20 protein-coding genes are annotated in these 18,463 nt (G+C 63.9%); 15 read left to right on the top strand and 5 right to left on the bottom strand.

Annotation, left to right across the window (positions count from 1 at the left end):
• Window positions 1–217 precede the first annotated feature (217 nt).
• Together IPF85_RS14715 and IPF85_RS14710 are read left to right on the top strand one after the other, a co-directional pair.
• On the top strand, window positions 218–1,861 hold the full coding sequence (locus IPF85_RS14715; RefSeq protein WP_343408835.1) for a hypothetical protein: 1,644 nt from the start codon (window positions 218–220) through the stop codon (window positions 1,859–1,861).
• Complete coding sequence (locus IPF85_RS14710) at window positions 1,845–2,831, top strand: threonine/serine dehydratase (protein ID WP_343408834.1); 987 nt, start codon at window positions 1,845–1,847, stop codon at window positions 2,829–2,831. Before IPF85_RS14715 ends, IPF85_RS14710 begins: the two co-directional genes overlap by 17 nt.
• A gap of 76 nt (window positions 2,832–2,907) precedes the next feature.
• Here the strand turns inward: IPF85_RS14710 and rsfS are convergent, their stop codons facing one another.
• Window positions 2,908–3,255, bottom strand: coding sequence for a ribosome silencing factor (gene rsfS, locus IPF85_RS14705; protein WP_343408833.1), 348 nt, complete (start codon window positions 3,253–3,255; stop codon window positions 2,908–2,910).
• Window positions 3,256–3,818: 563 nt separating this feature from the next.
• Here rsfS and lexA point away from each other — a divergent pair.
• From lexA to IPF85_RS14690, 3 genes are all read left to right on the top strand, one after another.
• Window positions 3,819–4,472 carry a transcriptional repressor LexA gene (lexA, locus tag IPF85_RS14700; protein WP_343408832.1) on the top strand — a complete coding sequence of 218 codons (654 nt, stop codon included), beginning with the start codon at window positions 3,819–3,821 and terminating at the stop codon, window positions 4,470–4,472.
• A gap of 4 nt (window positions 4,473–4,476) precedes the next feature.
• Window positions 4,477–5,874 carry a dihydropteroate synthase gene (gene folP, locus IPF85_RS14695; protein WP_343408831.1) on the top strand — a complete coding sequence of 466 codons (1,398 nt, stop codon included), beginning with the start codon at window positions 4,477–4,479 and terminating at the stop codon, window positions 5,872–5,874.
• Window positions 5,875–6,072: 198 nt separating this feature from the next.
• Complete coding sequence (locus IPF85_RS14690; RefSeq protein WP_343408830.1) at window positions 6,073–6,672, top strand: hypothetical protein; 600 nt, start codon at window positions 6,073–6,075, stop codon at window positions 6,670–6,672.
• A 104-nt stretch (window positions 6,673–6,776) separates the two neighbouring features.
• Here the strand turns inward: IPF85_RS14690 and IPF85_RS14685 are convergent, their stop codons facing one another.
• Both IPF85_RS14685 and selD read right to left on the bottom strand, forming a co-directional pair.
• Window positions 6,777–7,658 carry a sugar phosphate isomerase/epimerase family protein gene (locus IPF85_RS14685; protein ID WP_343408829.1) on the bottom strand — a complete coding sequence of 294 codons (882 nt, stop codon included), beginning with the start codon at window positions 7,656–7,658 and terminating at the stop codon, window positions 6,777–6,779.
• A 3-nt stretch (window positions 7,659–7,661) separates the two neighbouring features.
• Entirely contained in the window at window positions 7,662–8,723 is a 1,062-nt protein-coding gene (gene selD, locus IPF85_RS14680) for a selenide, water dikinase SelD (protein ID WP_343408940.1), read from the bottom strand.
• 250 nt (window positions 8,724–8,973) lie between these two features.
• Between selD and rpmH the strand changes: the two genes are divergently transcribed.
• From rpmH to IPF85_RS14635, 9 genes are all read left to right on the top strand, one after another.
• Window positions 8,974–9,141 carry a 50S ribosomal protein L34 gene (gene rpmH / locus IPF85_RS14675; RefSeq protein WP_343408828.1) on the top strand — a complete coding sequence of 56 codons (168 nt, stop codon included), beginning with the start codon at window positions 8,974–8,976 and terminating at the stop codon, window positions 9,139–9,141.
• Window positions 9,142–9,162: 21 nt separating this feature from the next.
• Complete coding sequence (rnpA, locus tag IPF85_RS14670) at window positions 9,163–9,498, top strand: ribonuclease P protein component (protein ID WP_343408827.1); 336 nt, start codon at window positions 9,163–9,165, stop codon at window positions 9,496–9,498.
• A gap of 17 nt (window positions 9,499–9,515) precedes the next feature.
• Entirely contained in the window at window positions 9,516–9,728 is a 213-nt protein-coding gene (yidD, locus tag IPF85_RS14665) for a membrane protein insertion efficiency factor YidD (RefSeq protein WP_343408826.1), read from the top strand.
• A 36-nt stretch (window positions 9,729–9,764) separates the two neighbouring features.
• Window positions 9,765–10,757, top strand: a complete 993-nt coding sequence (locus tag IPF85_RS14660) for a YidC/Oxa1 family membrane protein insertase (RefSeq protein ID WP_343408825.1) — start codon at window positions 9,765–9,767, stop codon at window positions 10,755–10,757.
• 7 nt (window positions 10,758–10,764) lie between these two features.
• On the top strand, window positions 10,765–11,817 hold the full coding sequence (gene jag / locus IPF85_RS14655; RefSeq protein WP_343408824.1) for an RNA-binding cell elongation regulator Jag/EloR: 1,053 nt from the start codon (window positions 10,765–10,767) through the stop codon (window positions 11,815–11,817).
• Window positions 11,818–11,933: 116 nt separating this feature from the next.
• A complete protein-coding gene (locus IPF85_RS14650) occupies window positions 11,934–12,785 on the top strand; it encodes a PfkB family carbohydrate kinase (protein WP_343408823.1) in 852 nt (283 codons plus the stop codon).
• Window positions 12,782–13,570, top strand: coding sequence for an AAA family ATPase (locus IPF85_RS14645; protein ID WP_343408822.1), 789 nt, complete (start codon window positions 12,782–12,784; stop codon window positions 13,568–13,570). Before IPF85_RS14650 ends, IPF85_RS14645 begins: the two co-directional genes overlap by 4 nt.
• A complete protein-coding gene (locus IPF85_RS14640) occupies window positions 13,567–14,460 on the top strand; it encodes a ParB/RepB/Spo0J family partition protein (protein WP_343408821.1) in 894 nt (297 codons plus the stop codon). The genes IPF85_RS14645 and IPF85_RS14640 overlap by 4 nt, the downstream gene beginning before the upstream one ends.
• 110 nt (window positions 14,461–14,570) lie before the next feature.
• Window positions 14,571–16,205, top strand: coding sequence for an amidohydrolase (locus IPF85_RS14635; RefSeq protein WP_343408820.1), 1,635 nt, complete (start codon window positions 14,571–14,573; stop codon window positions 16,203–16,205).
• Between the two features lie 9 nt (window positions 16,206–16,214).
• Here IPF85_RS14635 and IPF85_RS14630 read toward each other — a convergent pair whose 3' ends face one another.
• Together IPF85_RS14630 and IPF85_RS14625 are read right to left on the bottom strand one after the other, a co-directional pair.
• On the bottom strand, window positions 16,215–16,559 hold the full coding sequence (locus IPF85_RS14630) for a type II toxin-antitoxin system PemK/MazF family toxin (protein WP_343408819.1): 345 nt from the start codon (window positions 16,557–16,559) through the stop codon (window positions 16,215–16,217).
• The gene (locus IPF85_RS14625) at window positions 16,546–16,800 is read right to left on the bottom strand and encodes a hypothetical protein (RefSeq protein ID WP_343408818.1); all 255 of its coding nucleotides are present in this window, start codon (window positions 16,798–16,800) and stop codon (window positions 16,546–16,548) included. The genes IPF85_RS14630 and IPF85_RS14625 overlap by 14 nt, the downstream gene beginning before the upstream one ends.
• Before the next feature lie 400 nt (window positions 16,801–17,200).
• Between IPF85_RS14625 and IPF85_RS14620 the strand changes: the two genes are divergently transcribed.
• Window positions 17,201–18,424, top strand: coding sequence for an ATP-binding protein (locus IPF85_RS14620; protein WP_343408817.1), 1,224 nt, complete (start codon window positions 17,201–17,203; stop codon window positions 18,422–18,424).
• The last annotated feature ends 39 nt before the right edge of the window (window positions 18,425–18,463 follow it).

Below are 18,463 nucleotides of genomic sequence, written 5' to 3'. Positions count from 1 at the left end.
ACCACCGTCCAGACCAACCTGCATCTGAACGGCGCTAACGGCGTTTATCGCGCCCTGCTGCCGGCCAGCGGCTGCCCCAGCGAGTTGGGAAACGCTCAGCCGGGCCGACAACGGCTGGCCGGCCGACACGGCCACAGGCATTCCCGTCAACACGGGCACGCTGACCGGCAATCGGTTGGGCCGCCTCGACGTCGCCATTGCTCCCAGCAACTCCAATGTGATCTACGTGCAGGTGCAGGCCATTCTCGTCACCGGCGGCGCTCAGCGCGGCGGTCAATTGGGCGTCTGGCGCACCACCGACGGCGGCACCACCTGGTCACAGCGCTCGAGCCAAACCGGCTTGACCGGCTGCTATGGTGACTACGGCCAGAACTGGTACGATCAGGGCGTGGCAGTTGACCCGAACAATTCGGACATCGTGCTGATGAGCACCGTGGACATCTTCAAGTCCACTAACGGCGGCACCACCTTCACCGATAAGACCTGCGGCTACGCGGGCGGCACGGTTGTGCATGTGGACCACCATGCGCTGGCCTACGTGCCCGGCTCTTCGACCACCTTGCTGGCCGGCAGCGATGGCGGCGCGTATGTCAGCACGAACGGCGGCGAATCGTACACCCAGATCAACAACAGCCTGAGCACGCTGGAGTTCTATTCCGGCGACATTACCAAGGACTTTGCCACGGCCGCGACGCCGGGTATCAACGGCGGTATGCAGGACAACGGCTCCGCGGTCTATGTTTGGGCCGCGGGCAACCCGGGGCCGGCGGTCTGGCAACTGCGCAAGGGCGGCGACGGCATGTTTGCCCGCATCGAACCGATGCTGGGGCAGCGCTGGTACCAGGAAAGCCAGAACGGCGCCCTGGCCGTCAGCACCACGGGCGCGTATGGCAGCCAGTCATCGGCCACCGGCGGCTGGTCGGCCGACAGCCGGCGCAGCTTCATCTTCCCCTACGAGATCCAAAAAAATGGCTGCCCGGGCACCGGCTGCACGCACATGATCGCCGGCTCATACCGCGTCTGGGAGACAATCCTGGGCGGCATTCCGACCAGCTCTTGGGTCATCAACAGCGGCGACCTGACCAAGAACACGTTGGCCGATCGTTCGTTCATCAATCAGTTGAACTACGCCTGGAGCGACGCCACGAAGGCCATCGTCGGCACCAATGACGGCAACGTGCAATGGGGCCGCAACCTGGGCGCCGGCGTGGCGAATTCGGCCATCTGGGTGAACCTGACGGCCGGTAACGCCGTGCTGCCCAACCGTCCAATCCTGGACGTGGCGCTGGACCCGGCCAACCCGCTGATCGGTTATGCGGCCGTCGGCGGTTTCGATCAGAACACGCCCACGACGCCGGGGCACGTCTTCCAGGTCGTCTGCACGGCCGACTGCGCCAGCTTCACCTGGGCCAATAAATCGGCCAATCTGCCCAACATCCCGGCCGATTCGATCATCGCCAACCCGCGCTTCCCGCAGCAGGTGTTCGTGGGCACGGACTGGGGCCTGTACTACACCAATGACATCAACCAGGTCACGCCGGTCTGGTATCGCTTCCAGGCCGGGCTGCCCAACGCCATGATCTGGGACATGACGATTGACAGCGGGGCGAGCACCCTGGCCCTGTGGACGCGCAGCCGCGGCGCGTATGTCTGGCCGCTGCCCGCTGCGCCGTACCGCACCTGCCCGGACTTCAACGCCAACGGCACCGTGGGCGTGGAGGACATCAGCGCGATTGCGGCACACTGGGGTGAAACCTCGGCCTCGCCAGGCTGGAACAACCGCTATGACCGCAACGGCGACGATCACATTGATATCGTGGACATCATGCTGGTGGTCGTAGCCTTTGGCAGCACTTGTTAAGGCCTTTGCCATGCAAATTCCCACCTTGCTGGACATCCTGGCAGCGCAGCGGCGCCTGCGGCCTTACCTGGCGCGCACACCGCTGCACAACTATCCGGCGCTCGATGCGCTGATCGGCACGGCGGTTTACGTCAAGCACGAGAACTACCAGCCGATCGGCGCGTTCAAGGTGCGCGGGGGCATCAACCTGCTGGCGCAGATGAGCGCGGCCGAACGCGCGGCCGGGGTCATCGCTGCGTCCACGGGCAACCACGGCCAATCGGTGGCGTATGCGGCGCGACTGTTTGGCGTGACCGCGCGCATCGTGGTGCCAGAGGGCGCCAATCCGGGCAAGGTGGCTGCGATGCAGGGGATGGACGCGGAGGTGATCCTCCACGGTGCGCGCTTCGATGATGCGCGGCGTCACTGCGAGGAACTGGCGCAGGCGCACGGTTACCGTTACATCCACTCAGGCAACGAGCCGGCGCTCATCGCCGGCGTCGCCACTGAGGCGCTGGAGATGCTGGAGGATGAGCCGGGCCTGGAGGTGATCATCGTGCCGATTGGCGGCGGCAGCGGCGCGGCCGGGGTCTGCCTGGCCGCCAAAGCGATCAACCCGTCCCTGCGGGTCATCGGCGCGCAATCGGAAGCGTCGCCTGCCGCGTATCTGTCATGGCAGCAGCACGCCATGATCGAGGCGCCCAATCGCACCGTAGCCGAAGGGCTGGCCACGGGCGCGGCGTTCGAGCTGCCGCAGCGCATCCTGTGGCAATACCTGGATGAATTTCTCTTGCTGGGCGATGATGAGATCTTGCGCGCCATGCGTTGGCTGGTCGAACGGGCGCACACCCTGGCCGAAGCGGCCGGCGCGGCGCCCCTGGCCGCCGCCTACCGCCTGCGTGACAGTCTGGCCGGGCGCAAGGTCGGGCTGATCTGTTCCGGCGGCAACACCAGCGTCGCCCAACTGCTGCGCGCCTTGCAGAGCGATTAACCAGAAAACGCAAAACAACCACGAGCGCCCATGCGGCGCTCGTGGTTGTTTGTTTTTTTTTGGTGGCGACGCGTGCCTACTGAATCTTCAGCAGCATCGGCGCCTGTCGCCACAGATCTTCCAGCCGGTAGTAGGCGCGCTGCGTGGGCGACATCACGTGCAAGACCACATCCCCATAATCGAGCAGAACCCAGCCCGAATTGGTGTCGCCCTCCACGTGCAGGGCTTTGCGGTCGTCCTTGGCGCTCTCCGCCTGGGCATAGTCAGTAATCGCTTTGATCTGTCGTTCGGAGTTTGCCGTTGCCATAATAAAGTAATCGGCCAGCACTGACACCTTCGCCAGCTCCAGCAGCACAATATCCTCAGCCTGCTTGTCCGCAACCAGCTCCACCAAATGGCGAGCAAATGTCGTCGAGTTTTGCAAAAATCCTCCTTGTCGGTCACATCACATACTGTCTGATGCGGCGAACGTGTCAAATTGTAGCACAAGAGCGCGGCTTTGGGCAAGAGAGGAATCCCCTTGCGCAGGCTGGCTGCTGCACGAATCGTCGGGCAAGCCGATGGCGTTCTCGACGGCGAAGGCTCCTTACCCGGCGGGCCTGCGCAAGGTTGGGCGATTCTTCGGCCGCCAACCCTCGCAGGGGCCAATGGACATCGCAGCCCCGTGAATGAATTCACGGTCTGATACACCGAAACCTGCTCAAGCAGGTTGGTGTTGGGTGCGACGACTCAATTCGTGTAATTCGTGGCAGCAGCCTGACGCGGATGCCGTGCGCCTCTGAGATCGTCGTCTCGTCGCAGCCCTGCGAGGGGTCGCGCCCTTACCGCTTTGGGATATCGGCTCCGCTATTTGGGATACTTTGGGTAATTTGACAGATAGAACAATCGTGCTACAATACATACGAACACATTTTCTATTGCTAACCATTGTTGAAGCACCCATCCATTGATACCATGCGGGTGACATGTGGGTCACAAGGAGGCACGATGAGTCTGTCCATCAATCTGTCACAACGTCAGCAGCGTATCGTTGATTTCATCCACCGTTACATCAGCGAATACAGCTACCCACCCACCATTCGGGAGATTGGCGAGGCCGCCGACATCAGCTCCACCTCCGTGGTGAAGTATAACCTGTCCAAACTGGCTGATTTCGGTATTCTCGAACGCGACGCCAGGAGTTCACGGGGCATTCGCCTGCGCCACGAGTCGGTGGGCGTGCTGCTCAGCGCCACGGGCGTGCGCGTCCCGCTCTACGGCACCATCACCGCGGGTGCGCCCATCATGCGGCCTGACCTGGCGGAGGCGCCCATCGTCACCGACACCATCGAGCTGACCCGCGACATCGTGCGCGAGCCAGAAAATGTCTACGCCCTGCGCGTGCGCGGCGACTCGATGATTGACGCGCTCGTGCGCGACGGCGACCTGATCGTGCTGCGCAGCCAACGCGTCGCGGAAAGCGGCGAAATGGTCGCGGCCTGGCTGCCGGAGCGCAGCGAGACGACGCTGAAGTATTTCTACCGCGAAGGCCGTAACGTGCGTCTGCAGCCGGCCAATCCAGCCTACGCGCCGCTGATCTTCCCCGCGGAAGAGGTGGAGATTCAGGGCAAGGTGATTGCCATCATCCGCCAACTGGACTAGGCCGATGGCGTCAACCATCTTCCTGGCCCTGGGCAGCAACCTGGGCGAGCGCCGCGCCAACCTGGTGCAGGCGATTCAACGCCTGGGCCAGGCCGTGCAGATCGGGGCGCTCTCGAACGTCTACGAAACGCCGCCCTGGGGCGTCACCGATCAGCCAGCCTTCTACAACCTGGCGCTGGCCGGCGTGACCAGTCTGACCCCCAGCGCCCTGTTGACCTTCGCCAAGCAGATCGAACAGGACATGGGGCGCCAACCGGCTGTGCGCAACGGGCCGCGCCTGATTGACATTGACCTCTTGCTGTACGACAACCTGGTGTATGCCAGCGAGGCCCTCGTGTTACCGCACCCGCGGCTGCACGAACGGGCCTTCGTTTTAGGTCCGCTGGCCGAGATCGCCCCGCACGTCGTACACCCCGTCATCGGGACCACGATGCAGCGCCTGCTCGGCCAGGTGAACCGTGACCACATCGTGCCGATCGGCCCCATTGACCTCGCCACACAGGCCGCACCCCTCAATCCCTTTGCCTGGCGCCCTGCACAGACTGCGCCTTTCGCCTGGGGTACACGCACCTATGTCATGGGCATCATCAATGTCACGCCCGACAGCTTTTCGGGCGACGGGCTGGCGCATGCGGATGCCGACGACGCGGCCTGGATCGCAGCCGCGCTGGCCCAGGGCGAGCGCTTCTGGGCCGAGGGCGCCGATTGCCTCGACGTGGGCGGTGAAAGCACACGTCCCGGCTCCAGCCCGGTGGACGCGGAGACCGAGCTGCGCCGCATCCTCCCGGTCATCGAGGGCCTGGTGGCACGCGTACCGCTGCCGGTATCCGTGGATACCAGCAAAGCCGTCGTGGCCGTGGCCGCCCTGCAGGCCGGCGCCCGTGTGGTCAACGATGTCTGGGGTTTGCGCCTCGATCCTGGCCTGGCTGAGGTCATTGCGCAGGCGCAGGTCCCCGTGGTGTTGATGCACAATCGCAGCCGGCCGAAAGAGGCCCAACAAGAGGCCCGGCTGGGCGGGCGCTACGTCGGGGTGCAGTACAACGACCTGTTGGGCGACATTCAGCAGGAATTGCAGTTTTCTGTGGCCCTGGCCCGTCAGGCAGGAATTAGCGCCCACCAAATCATCCTGGACCCTGGCATTGGCTTTGGCAAGACCCGCGAACAAAATCTCACCCTGCTCAACCGCACCGACGCCATCAAGGCCCTGGGCTTTCCGGTGCTGGTGGGGCCGTCCCGCAAATCGTTCATCGGCTACACCCTCAACCTACCGCCCGACCAACGCGTCGAAGGCACCGCGGCCGCTGTCGCCGTCAGCATTGTGCGCGGCGCGGACATTGTGCGCGTGCATGATGTCCTGGCGATGGTGCGCGTGGCCCGCATGACCGACGCCATCGTCCGTTAGCGAGTCTGCCTGTGCTCGTAGTGCCAACGGGCTATTCTGCTACTCACCGTCTGGCGCTATCCTGGAAGGCAGTGGCAGAGACGCCACTGCGCCGGCCCCACTCATGGTGTGGCAACAATCGTCAAAAGGCGCTGCATCACGGCCCAGCGCCCCCCTGTCGAATTTGTATCGTCCGGTTGACCGCAGGAGGCAGTTGTCATGGTAGCACCGAGCATTTACTCAATTTCGATGTGGCAGACAGAACGCGACCGCGTGAACAAAGGCAACCGGCGCGACCTACCCCGCTCGTTGTTCAATGTTTCCTTCCATCCACTCTATCTCCGCCGTGAGATTCGTGACTTGTTCGTCCTGTTTCTCATCATCCTCGCGGCCGGACTTGGCCCGCTCAACAACGTGCCTGCGCTGGCCTTTGCCGGTTTGGCCGGGCTGAGCTATGTGGTTGTGCGCTGGTACTACTTCGCTCACCGGGTGGGCCTGCGTAGCGCCTCGCGCTATCTGCTGAGCATCTATGTGATCGAGGCATCGGTGCTGACGCTGCTGTGGACACTGGCGCAAACCCTGCGTCACATCGTCACCCTGTCGTTCTGGGCCGACATCAACCTCATGGGCGGATTGTTACTGCTCGGTATGGTGTTGCTGTTAGCCGGTGAGGCAGTCCTGGGGCGCTGTTTCGGCCTCTTGACCGCCAGCGAGGCCGCCGGTGTCCCCCACATGGAGACGGCCCTCAATCACATGTCACACACCGATCGTTGGCTGCTGCGCACACCGCCAGCCGCCGATCAGGAGCTGGCAGGTTAGGGCTGAAGATTCGAGAACCAACGGCGCCTGGTGCGACCGCCATGATCCCCCAAGAAAAAACGGGGCCGCGTGACTTTGTCAGTCACGCGGCCCCGTCCGCGTGCCTACGCCGGCGACCAGTGCCGCTCGATCAGCTCACGCGTGCGCTGGATGCCGACAGCCGGATCGCCAGCGCCCTCATATTCGATCACCAGGGGGCCACGATAGCCGGCCCGCTGCAGGATGGCGAACTCCGCGGCATAATCAATGTGTACCTCCTCGCCGCTCTCCGTGAACTGCCCGGCCTTGGCGTGTGCATGGATGGCGTAGGGCGCCAGCAGTTCGATGCCTGCCAGACGCTGCTCCGGCGGGAAATTCCCCAGATCAAGGCAGACGCCCAGCCAGGGCGAATGGACCTCCTGCACCATGCGTAGCATCGCGGCCGGCTCCGTGGTCAGGCCCCAATGATTCTCCAGCGCCAGGCGCACGTCCGCCGCCTGCGCCAGCTTGATCGCCCCGCGTAGCCCGGCAATCACCCGCTCGCTCACGCCCGGTGTCGTCATATCATCAGATTTCTCGCGATAGTCGCTGGTCACGCGCATGATCGGTGCGCCCAGGCTGCGCGTGACGGCCAGACCCGCGGCCACATAGGCCAGCGCGGCCTCCTGCTGCCGCGGGTTGCCGGTAAAGTCGCTATTCAGGGTGAACGCCGCACAGCGCACCCCGGCCTGATCACAGGCCGCGCGCAGATGCTGGCGCGTCGACGCGCTGCCCACCCAGGAGCGTTGAAAGGCCGGCCAGGCGTCGCGGCCACGCAGCTTGCCCCACACGCGCCAGGGCAGGTAGCGCACGCGGCTGAGGCGCGGCGGCGGGTAGAAGAGATCGTTGAGTTCAACCAGGTCGAAGCCAAGTGCAGCCGTGCGCGCCGGTATGTCGTGCAGGGTCAAACGACCGGCGTAGAGCGCATCATGAAAGCACCAGGCAGAGACTCCAAGCGATGGTAGCATGGCTTATTTCCTCACCTGCACGCCGTGACCCTCGACCACGCGGCCGATTTCCCAGGCCAACTGACCGAGTTCAGCGCAGGTTGTGTAGAATGTGGATAACTGTGCGGCCGGTACGGCCAGGAGCAGGCCGCCGGAAGTTTGCGGGTCGTACAAGATCAACTCGTCTGCCGTGCTGATGCCGGGCTGCAACTGCACGCGCGGGCTGAAGAAGCTCCGGTTACTGTGCGTGCCGCCCGGCGCCATGTCAGCCTCTGCATAACGGCGGGTACCTGGCAGCAGGGGCAGCGCGTCCAATGACAACTGCAGAGCGCCGGCGCCGCGCTCAGCCATCTCACAGGCATGGCCCAGCAGGCCAAACCCGGTAATATCGGTGGCGCAGCGCACGCTGGCGGCCTGGCCGGCGAGCATCGCGCTGCGCCCCAGGGTCAACATACTGACGATGGCCGTCTCCAGGTCATCCGCGTCCGCCTGATCGCGCTTCGCCGCGGTGCTGATCAAGCCAGTGCCCAGCGCTTTGGTCAAGATCAGGGTATCGCCCACCTGCACGCCGGTCTTGCGAAAGAGGCGCGCCGGGTGAACCTCGCCCACCACCGCCAGGCCATAGAGCGGTTCGGGATTCTTGATCGTATGCCCACCCAGGATGATCGAACCGGCGCGGCGCACCTGCTCCGCGCCGCCCAGCAAGATCTGCGCGATCACCTCGGCCGGCAGGCTCTCGGGAAAAGCGGCGATATTCAAGGCAAACAGAACCTCGCCCCCCATCGCGTAGACATCGCTCATGGCATTGGTGGCCGCGATAGCGCCAAAGGTGTACGGGTCATCCACAATCGGGGTGAAAAAGTCGGTCGTCGCAATCAATGCCCGCTCCGCGTTGAGCTGATAGACGCCGGCATCATCGGGCGCGTTGAGTCCAACCAGGACAGCGGGATGCTGCATGGTGGGAAAGAGCGGTTCGAGCTGACGCAGAACCTGCGCCAGGGCTTCAGGAGCCAATTTCGACGCTCAGCCCGCGCAACTGGACAGGCTGGTCAGGCGGACGCGGCCGCGCAGATCGTCGGTTGCCATCATCAGTGTTTCCAATCTCAAGGATGAGGCGCATTATAGCGGAAGGGTGCGTCGTTGGCAAGCGTTTCTTGACGATTCACCCTTAATCATTTGACAGTCACGCCAGAAGACGGGTATAATGCACGACACGATACGGGAGAGGAGTGCCTTTCTACCTCGCCCGTTTCTGCTGTCATAAACCAGAAACAAGTTCAGGCTGACGCTCACGTAACGGCTGTTGAACGGAAATCTATTTTCATAGGAGTCTCTGATGCCAAAGCGAACATGGCAACCCAAAGTAAGACGGCGCCTGCGTGTGCATGGTTTTCGCAAGCGCATGCAGACCACGGATGGTCGCAACGTGATCAAGGCCCGCCGCCTGAAGGGTCGCAAGCTGTTGTCTGTCGCCCTGACGTGGCGCAAGATGCCGCCTAAGTAAGCGGCCCGTGACCGACTGTTGGTGAACCGTCGCTACCGACTGCGCGAACCTGAGCGTTTTCGTGAGGCGCGTCGTGCAGGTAAATCGTGGACCAATCCCCTACTCGTTCTGTGTGTGTTACCAAACGGATTGAATCAATGCCGGTTCGGTTTCTCTGTCAGCCGGCGACTTGGTAACGCTGTGCGCCGTAACCGCGTGCGCCGGCGTTTGCGTGAAATCATCCGCCTACACATGGCGGCCATGGGGCCAGGGTGGGATGTGGTCATGATTGCCCGCCCGCCTGCGTCCCAGGCCGATTTCATCACCCTGGAAACGGCCTGCCTCGCGCTGTTGAGACGCGCATCGTTGTTATCGTAGGTTGTGATCGTTTACGCATGGCCAAGGCTTTCATGCTGCAACTCATTCGGCTGTATCAACGCTTCATTTCACCGGCGTTGCCACCTAGTTGTCGCTTCACCCCGACCTGCTCCCATTACACCTACGAGGCCATTGAGCGATACGGCGTGTTCAAGGGCGGCTGGTTAGGCGTCAAGCGCATCGCGCGCTGCCATCCCCTGAATCCCGGCGGTCATGACCCTGTGCCCTGAGGATAATGCTGTGTTGTGTTGCTAAAAGGAATCAAGATGCGCAAATTACGCTCGGTTGGTCTCATCGTTGCCTTGCTGGTGCTGATGCTTGTGCTCACCAGTTGCGGCGCGCCAATCGCGACCGACCCCAACGCCCCCCCCAACGGCTGGTGGGAGACGCTGATCGTCTTCCCGCTGGCAGCCGCCCTCTCCTGGATGAACAAAATGCTGCAAGCCGTCGGCATGCCGTACAGCTATGGCTTTGCGATCATCCTGTTCACCATCCTGATCAAGGTCGTCACGCTGCCGTTGACCATGGCGCAACTGCGCTCCATGCGCACCATGCAGCACCTGCAGCCCCGCATGCAAGAACTGCAGAAAAAGCACGGCAAGGATCGTGAGGCCCTCTCCAAGGCCCAGATGGAGATGTACAAAGAGGCCGGCTACAACCCTGCCGGCGGCTGTCTGCCCTTGCTCGTTCAAATGCCCATTCTGTTCGGTCTCTACCAGGCGCTCTATCACCTGACCAACATCGGCGAATTGGTGAACCAGGCCTTTTTCTGGATTCCAGACCTGGCCTACCCTGTTCAGTCAGAGGGGATGGGGTGGATCACGGCCAAGTTCGCGGCCGGTCAGTACGGCACCCTGGTTGGCTACCTGATCCTACCCGTCTTGCTGGTGCTGACGCAGATCATGCTGCAAAAAATGTCGCAGCCGGCCACCGCCTCCAAGCAGGACCAGGACCCGCAGCAGGCGACCATGCAGCAAACCATGACCTTTATGCCGCTGGTCTTTGGTTTCGTCTTCATCTCCCTGCCCGCCGGTCTCTCCCTCTATTACGTGGTAAGCAACATCCTCAGCATGATTCAACAGTATTTTGTGACCGGCTGGGGCTCTCTCAAGATTCCCGGCATCACTCTGAGCAGCATCGCGCCGGCCATGGGTACGCCAGGACAATCGTCCATTCCCAGTGAGGCCAAAATCACCGAGTCGCGCGAACCTGAAACCGGTGCTGTCAAAGCACGACGTCGCACAAAGAAGAGGAAGTAAGTTGGCTATGGCTACCCCAGAAGAAAGCATTGAAATTCGCGCCAAGACGGTTGACGCGGCCACTCGTGAGGGCCTGCGCCGTCTCAACCTGTTGCGCGAACAGGTGGACATTGAGGTGTTGTCCGAGGGCAGCCGTGGCATCCTCGGTTTTGGGGCCGAAGATGCGCGTGTACGCCTGACCCCGCGGCCATCGGTCGCGCCCGCGGCCGCACCCCCGCGACCAACCCGGTTGGAACCGTCCCCGGAACCGAAACCAGTCAACCCACCCCCGCGGCCAACCCGGCTGGAGCTGCCCCCGGAACCGAAACCAGTCAGCCCACCCCCGCGGCCAACCCGGCTGGAACTGCCCCCGGAACCGAAACCGGTCAGCCTGCCGCCGCGGCCAACCCGGCTGGAGCTGCCCCCCGAACCGAAACCAGTCAGCCTGCCGCCGCGGCCGGCGAAACCAGAGTTGCCCGTGGCCGCGTCCCTGGAACTGGTGCAAACCGCGCCGGTCGCCGCGCCTGAGCAAGCGACCGCCAGCGCAGAGCCGGCGCCCGCGGCCAAACCCAAAGCCGACAAGATTCCCGTCAGCGATGCCGTCCTGGTGGACACAGCCGCGGAAATTCTGGGCAATCTGCTCAACATGATGGGCATCAATGCCACGGTGCGCGGCCATGCGGCTGCGCCCGACATGCCTGGCCGCGACGACGAGTCAACCTTGATCCTGGACATCGTCGGCAACGACCTCGGCATCCTCATTGGCCGCCGCGGCGAAACCCTCAGCGCCCTGCAATACCTGACCCGGCTGATGCTCAATCATCGCCTGCATCATTGGAGCAACGTCGTCGTGGATGTGGAAGAGTACAAGAACCGCCGCGAGCGCGCCCTGCAGCAACTGGCTACGCGCACCGCGGAACGCGTCGCCGCCACCGGCCGCACCCTGGCCCTGGAGCCAATGCCCGCCCGCGAGCGCCGCATCATCCACATCGCCCTGCGCAATCACCCGGAAGTGCATACCGAAAGCGTCGGCGAAGGCGAAAACCGCAAGGTGACCATCATCCCCAACGCCGCTCAATAGCATGAGACCAGAAACCCGGCTTCTCACAGAAGCCGGGTTTCTTTGTGTGCAGGCGTCTTTTGGTTTTCGCGACGCCTATGCTACAATCAGCAGCATCCTGGTTGTAGTAGAGTGTCATGCTAAATTTTCTGGTCATTGGTCATATCACACGCGATGTCTTGCCGGCCGGCGGATTTGCCCAGGGCGGTACCGCCACTTACGCGGCCATTGCCGCCCGGCGCCTGGGAGCGCAGACCGCCATCCTCACCCGCGCCGCACCCGATTTCCCCCTGACTCCTGACCTGGACGACATCACGCTGGAACGTCTGCCCTCGGCCGACACCACCACCTTCGAGAACCGCTATTTCGACGGCCACCGCCGCCAGGTCGTGCATACCGTGGCCCCGCTGCTGACCGTGGCCGATGTGCCGGCCGCCTGGCGCACAATTCCCATCGTGCTGCTCGGCCCCATCGCCCAAGAGGTGGACCCGGCCCTGGCGTCGGCTTTTCCCGGCAGCCTCCTCGGCGTCGTGCCGCAAGGCTGGATGCGCCGCTGGGACGCGCAGGGCCATGTCAGCCGTCAGGACTGGGAAAGCGCGGCCGAAGTCCTGGCCGGCGCGCAGGCGTTGATCCTGAGCGATGAAGACCTGGGACACTCCACCGCAACGCTGGCGTATTACCGTCGCCTCTGCCCCCTGGTGGTGCTCACCCTGGGCGCACGCGGCTGCCAGGTCTGGCAGGGCGACCGCATGACCGCGATGCCGCCCCGCCCCGCGCACGAGGTAGACCCCACCGGCGCGGGCGATGTCTTTGCCGCCGCCTTCCTGATTCGCCTGGCTGCCACCGGCGACCCGCTGCAAGCCGCACGTTTTGCCAACGTTGCCGCCTCGTTTTCGGTCGAAGGGCAGGCCACTCATGCCATTCCGAGCCTGGCCCAGGTCGAAACGTGGCTAACCCAACACCCAATTGAGGCGCAAAGTTCGCTGTGACTCGTATCCTTGCCTTTGCCAATCAAAAAGGAGGCGTGGGCAAAACCACCACCTCCGTCAACCTGGCAGCCTACCTGGCACAGGCGTCCAAGCGCGTGCTCCTGGTGGACTGCGACCCGCAGGCCAACGCCACCAGCCACGTCGGCATCAACCCTCAGCACGTCATCTACGACCTGTACGATAGCCTGATCGGCCAAATGCCGCTGGGCAAAGTGGTCTCTCTGACCTACCGCGTCGGACTGGAGATGGTGCCCTCCGCGCCGCGCCTGGCCGGCGCTGAAGTCGAGATGGTTGGGCTGTGGGCGCGTGAGTATGTGCTGCGCCGGGTGCTGGAGCCGGTAGCATCAGGCTATGATTATGTCCTTCTGGACTGCCCCCCCAGCCTGGGCCTGCTGACCATCAACGCGCTGACCGCGGCCAACGGGGTCATCATCCCCATTCAGTGCGAATACTTCGCCCTGGAAGGGCTGGCGCACCTGCTGGCCACCATTGACCTGGTGCGCAAGAGCCTCAACCCGGCGCTGACCGTGCAGGGGCTGGTGTTGACGATGTACGACGGCCGCACCAACCTGGCGCAGCAGGTGGTGAGCGAAATTCGCCAGAACGCGCCGGCGCCGGTCTTTGCCACCCTCGTCCCGCGCAACGTGCGCCTGAGCGAAGCGCCGAGCTTCGGTGAAACGATCCTGACCTACGCGCCGCGTTCGCCGGGCGCCCAGGCCTACGAGGCGCTGGCGCAGGAATTGATGCGGCAAGAAAAACCAGTCAACCCAGGACAAACGCCATGAGCCATATCAAACGCGGTCTGGGCCGCGGCCTGAGCGCCCTCATCCCCACCACGCCCACGACCTCCCCGGAGGTTAGCCAGGCGCTGGTCGAAATCGAGATTACCGCCATTGCTCCCAATCCGCGTCAACCACGCCAGGCGTTCGACAGCGAAGCCCTGCAAGAACTGGCGGCTTCGATCCGTGAGCATGGCCTGATTCAACCGCTGATCGTGACCCGCGCCGCGGGTGGGCAGGCAGACGCGGGCGGCCCGGCCTACTACCTGATCGCGGGTGAGCGCCGTTGGCGTGCGGCGCGCCTGGCCGGTCTCAACCAGGTGCCGGCCATCGTCAAGGAGGCCAGCGCGCAAGCTGTGCTGGAAATGGCGCTGGTCGAGAATGTGCAACGCGCCGACCTCAACCCGCTGGAAGAGGCCACCGCGTACAGCGTCCTGATCGAGGAATTCGGCCTGACGCAGGCGCAGGTGGCGACGCGGGTGGGCAAAGCGCGGGTCACCGTGACCAACCTGCTGCGCCTGCTGCGCCTGAGCGATCCGGTCAAAGAGGCGCTGATGGCCGGCGTCCTATCAGAAGCGCAAGCGCGGCCCCTGGTCGGCCTGGATGACGACTTGCAGGCCGAGGCGCTGGCGATCATCCGTCACCGTCACCTGACCGCGCGCCAGGTGGAAGAGCTGGTACACCGCCTGACCCTGGCCGCGGCGCCGGAAGCCGCGGCCGGCGAGCTTGATTCGCAGGCGCTGCACGTGCAAGCCCTGGAAAACAACCTGCGTGAGCGCCTGGGCACCAAGGTGGAGATCAGCCGCAGCGCGCGCGGGCGCGGGCGCCTGGTCATTCATTTCTACTCTGACGAAGAACTGCAGGCGGTCATCGAAGCCATCGCCGGCGCGGAGTGAAGCCGGGCGGTTGAAACCGCTGCAACCGCTGCAAAGTCGGCCTTCGCCGACTGGGGCAAGCCGCCCGGCGGCGGCTGCATTGCCCCCTATCCGCGGAGAGGTGATCCACCATGCATGCAACCATGCTCCTGACCAATGCCCGCATCTACACGCAGGATGCGGAGCGCCCAACCGCCCGCGCCGTCGCGCTGGCCGGCAATCGCATCCTGGCGGTGGGTGATGATCTGAGCCACCTGGCCGGCCCTGATACGCAGACGCACGATCTGGGCGGCCGCACGCTGCTGCCCGGTTTCATTGATGCCCATATCCACTTCGTCGGCTGGGCCTTGCAGCGGCGCTGGGTTGACCTGGCCGATGTGCTGAGCGCGGCGCAGGCCCTGGCCGTCATCGCGCGCAAGGCGGGTCAGATGGCGCCTGGCCGCTGGCTGCGTGGCGGCGGCTGGGACGCCAACGTCTGGCCGGAGGGCCTGCCCACGCGGCAGACGCTCGATCAGGTCGCGCCCCTGCATCCCGTGGCCCTGGACAGCAAAGATTGGCATTCGTTGTGGGTCAACAGCCTGGCGCTGGCGCGGGCCGGCATCACGGCATCCACGCCCGACCCCGCCGATGGCATGATCGAGCGCGATCCGCAGACGGGCGAGCCGACCGGCATCCTGCGCGAGAACGCCGTCAAGCTGCTGGATGGCGTCATCGAGCAGCCGGGCCTGGACGAGAGCTGTGCGGCCACGCTGGAGGGCATCCATCTGGCCTGGGCCAACGGGCTGACCGGCATCCACGAGGCCAACGACACGGCGGAGATGCTGGCCTTTCGCACCTATCAGGCTCTCCTGCGCCGCGGCGAGTTGGGGCTGCGCGTCAACCAGGCCATCCCGCGCGCGCAGCGTCAGGCGGCCATTGATCTGGGCCTGCAGAGCGGCTTCGGCAACGACTGGCTGCGCCTGGGCAGCGTCAAGTTCTTTGCCGACGGCGCGCTCGGCTCGCAGACAGCCTGGATGTTGGAGCCGTATCGCGGGCGGCCGGACTGGCGCGGCATCTGTACGCTGGACCCGGAGGAGTTTACCGAGGAGGCGCTGGCGTGCAGCGCGGCCGGCCTCAGCGTGATGATTCACGCCATCGGCGACCGCGCCAACCGCCATGTGCTGGACGCGCTGCGCCTGGTGCGCGCGGCCGAACCAGAATGGCAGACCGGCCAGGCCCAGCCGGCGCGACCCTGGCCGCCGCTGCGCCACCGCATCGAGCATGTGCAGATCATCCATCCGGACGACGCCCCGCGCCTGGCGCAGTTGGGCCTCATCGCCTCCATGCAGCCCATCCACGCGACCAGCGATATGCTCAACGCCGATCGCTCATGGGGTGAGCCGCGCGTGCAGGGCGCGTACGCCTGGCGCAGCCTGCTCGCCAGCGGCGTGACCCTGGCTTTCGGCTCCGACGCGCCGATCGAAGCGCCGGACGTGCTGGCCGGCATCCACGCCGCGGTGACGCGGCGCCGCGCGGACGGCGCGCCCGGCCCGGCCGGCTGGCAGCCGCAGGAGCGCATCAGCGTGGCGGAAGCCGTGCGCGCCTACACCCTGGGCGCGGCCTTTGCCAGCGGCGAAGAAGCGAGCAGGGGTTCCATCACCCCCGGCAAACTGGCCGATCTGGTGGTGCTCGACCGCGACATCTTCGCCTGCCCGGCTGAGGAGATTTTGCAGACTCGCGTGTCGGCGACGGTGCTGGATGGGAGGGTAGTGTACGGGGAGCTGTGAGCGTGACGGTTACGCCAAACCAAACACCTTACGAAGGCGCGCTTTGACCTGAGCCTGCATGGCAGGCGACAAGACACCCAGTTCACGTTGCAGCAGGGAGGTTGTGGCTGTCATCAAACGGTGTAGTTGAAGGGTGGATGAAACCTGGAGTCCCGTTGCTCTGAAGTCCGTACTACGTGCGTCAATAACCAAATCGGTTTCCAGGAGTTTGTCTGGAATACGGCTCGTGACAAAAGCCAGGATCACGTGTCTATGCGGCCCAATGGGATCGGTGAGACAAACGGCAGGGCGGACCTTGCTGCTGGAAAGATCATCGAATGGAAACGGGACGAGAATGACTTTATGCTTCGTCACGGAATGGCTTCCCATCGCTCAAAGAGTAGATATCTTCCTCGGCATCCTTGAGAAAGGCAAACGCCGGATTATGGGCTGCGGCGGCCAACCACTCGGTTTCTTCCCACTCGTCTGTGGGGGAATAGAGCACGATCACCCGCACCCGCTTGGGGCCGAAGATAGGCAGCAGCTCATCCAGTTTCAGTTGACGGCGCTCATTCACAGTTCCGGTCAATTCGATGGCCGTCATCGTGGCTTCCATGGTGACACCTCCTCAAGCAGCGAATCTTGTCCAGCGCCAATTATACACGAAGTCTCAATTTATGGCGAGACACCCGCAGAGCTTGAGGCTCTGACGCCTGGAAAGGGCGCCGCGCATTCTCGTGGGCTTGAAACCGTGCCACAGCCGGAACAAAGACCACGGGCTTCCAGCAGTTCCAAATGTGGCTGGGTTTTTGACCACAGAGATCACAAAGAACGCAGAGAGGCTACCAATTTGCGTCTGATCTGCCGTTTCTTTGTGTTCTCTGTATTCTCGGGTGGTTGAATGTGTGCTACATTTGGAACTCCTGAGTGAACACGCAAGCGGTTGACAACCAATCGGGTCTCGTCTATAATGCAAGCGTGTTGCATATTGGACGGTAAATCCAGGAGAGAACGGCATGTATGTCGCTCGCACACTCGAACCTTGGGTGCTCAGCGCGGCGGAGCAGTTTCCCGTCGTGTTGCTGACCGGGGCCAGGCAGGTTGGCAAGACCACCCTCCTCAGACATCTCTGCCAGGAGGAGCGCACCTACGTGACCCTGGACGATCCTCTCGTCCTCAGTCTGGCCAGGGCGGAGCCGGCGCTGTTTATGCAGCGCTTTCCGCCCCCGGTGCTGATAGACGAGATGCAGTACGCGGCCGACCTGTTGCCCTACATCAAATTGGCCTCCGATCGCGCCCAACGGCCGGGGCTGTTCTGGCTCACCGGCTCGCAGCAGTTCCACCTGATGCAAGGGGTGTCCGAGTCGCTGGCGGGGCGCGTGGCCGTGCTGCACCTGCTGGGGCTTTCCAGAAGAGAGCGGCTGGGGCAAGGGCGAGAAATTCGTCCATTCCTGCCAACGCCTGCAGAGATTCAACAGCGAATGGGCGCCGGGGGCAAACTCACGCTGAGGGAGCTTTATCGGCTGATCTGGCGCGGTGCGTTGCCCGCAATCGCCCTCAACGACGCCGTGGAGCGCGATCTGTTCTACGGTTCCTACGTGCAAACCTACCTGCAGCGCGACGTGCGCGACCTGGCGCGCGTCGGTGATGAGATGGCGTTTGTGCGCTTTCTGCGGGCGACGGCCGCGCGCACCGGCCAGCTCCTGAATCTGGCCGATCTCGCGCGCGACGCGGATGTGGCCCCGAACACGGCCAAAAACTGGCTCGCCATCCTGCAGACCGCCGAGATCGTCTATCTGCTGGAGCCGTATTCAACCAATCTCAGCAAACGACTCGTCAAGGCGCCCAAGCTCTATTTTCTTGACACCGGCCTGGCGGCCTACCTCACCGAATGGGCCAGTCCGGAGACCCTGGAAGCTGGAGCCATGTCCGGCCCGATTCTGGAGACCTGGGTGGTCGTCGAGCTGCTCAAGAGCTACTGGCACAGCGGACGGCGGGCGCCGTTTTACTACGTCCGCGACAAGGATCAGCGCGAGATTGATCTGCTGATCGTGCAGGATGGCATCGCTTATCCCCTGGAGATCAAGAAAACCGCCGCGCCGGGTCGGGATGATGTCCGGCATTTCGGAGCGCTGGCGCATCTCGGTTTGCCCGTCGGCCCGGGCGGCGTCATCTGTCTGGCGGAGCAGTCGCTGCCGCTCACGGCTACGGCCCAGTCCATCCCGGCCTGGGCGCTCTGAGCCACGAGCTAAAGGCGAGGCTTGCGGCGCCAGACCTTC

The organism is Candidatus Amarolinea dominans (assembly GCF_016704685.1).
In the GTDB taxonomy this organism is placed as follows: Bacteria; Chloroflexota; Anaerolineae; order SSC4; family Amarolineaceae; genus Amarolinea; species Amarolinea dominans.
This window is presented reverse-complemented; position numbering and strand designations above follow the sequence as displayed.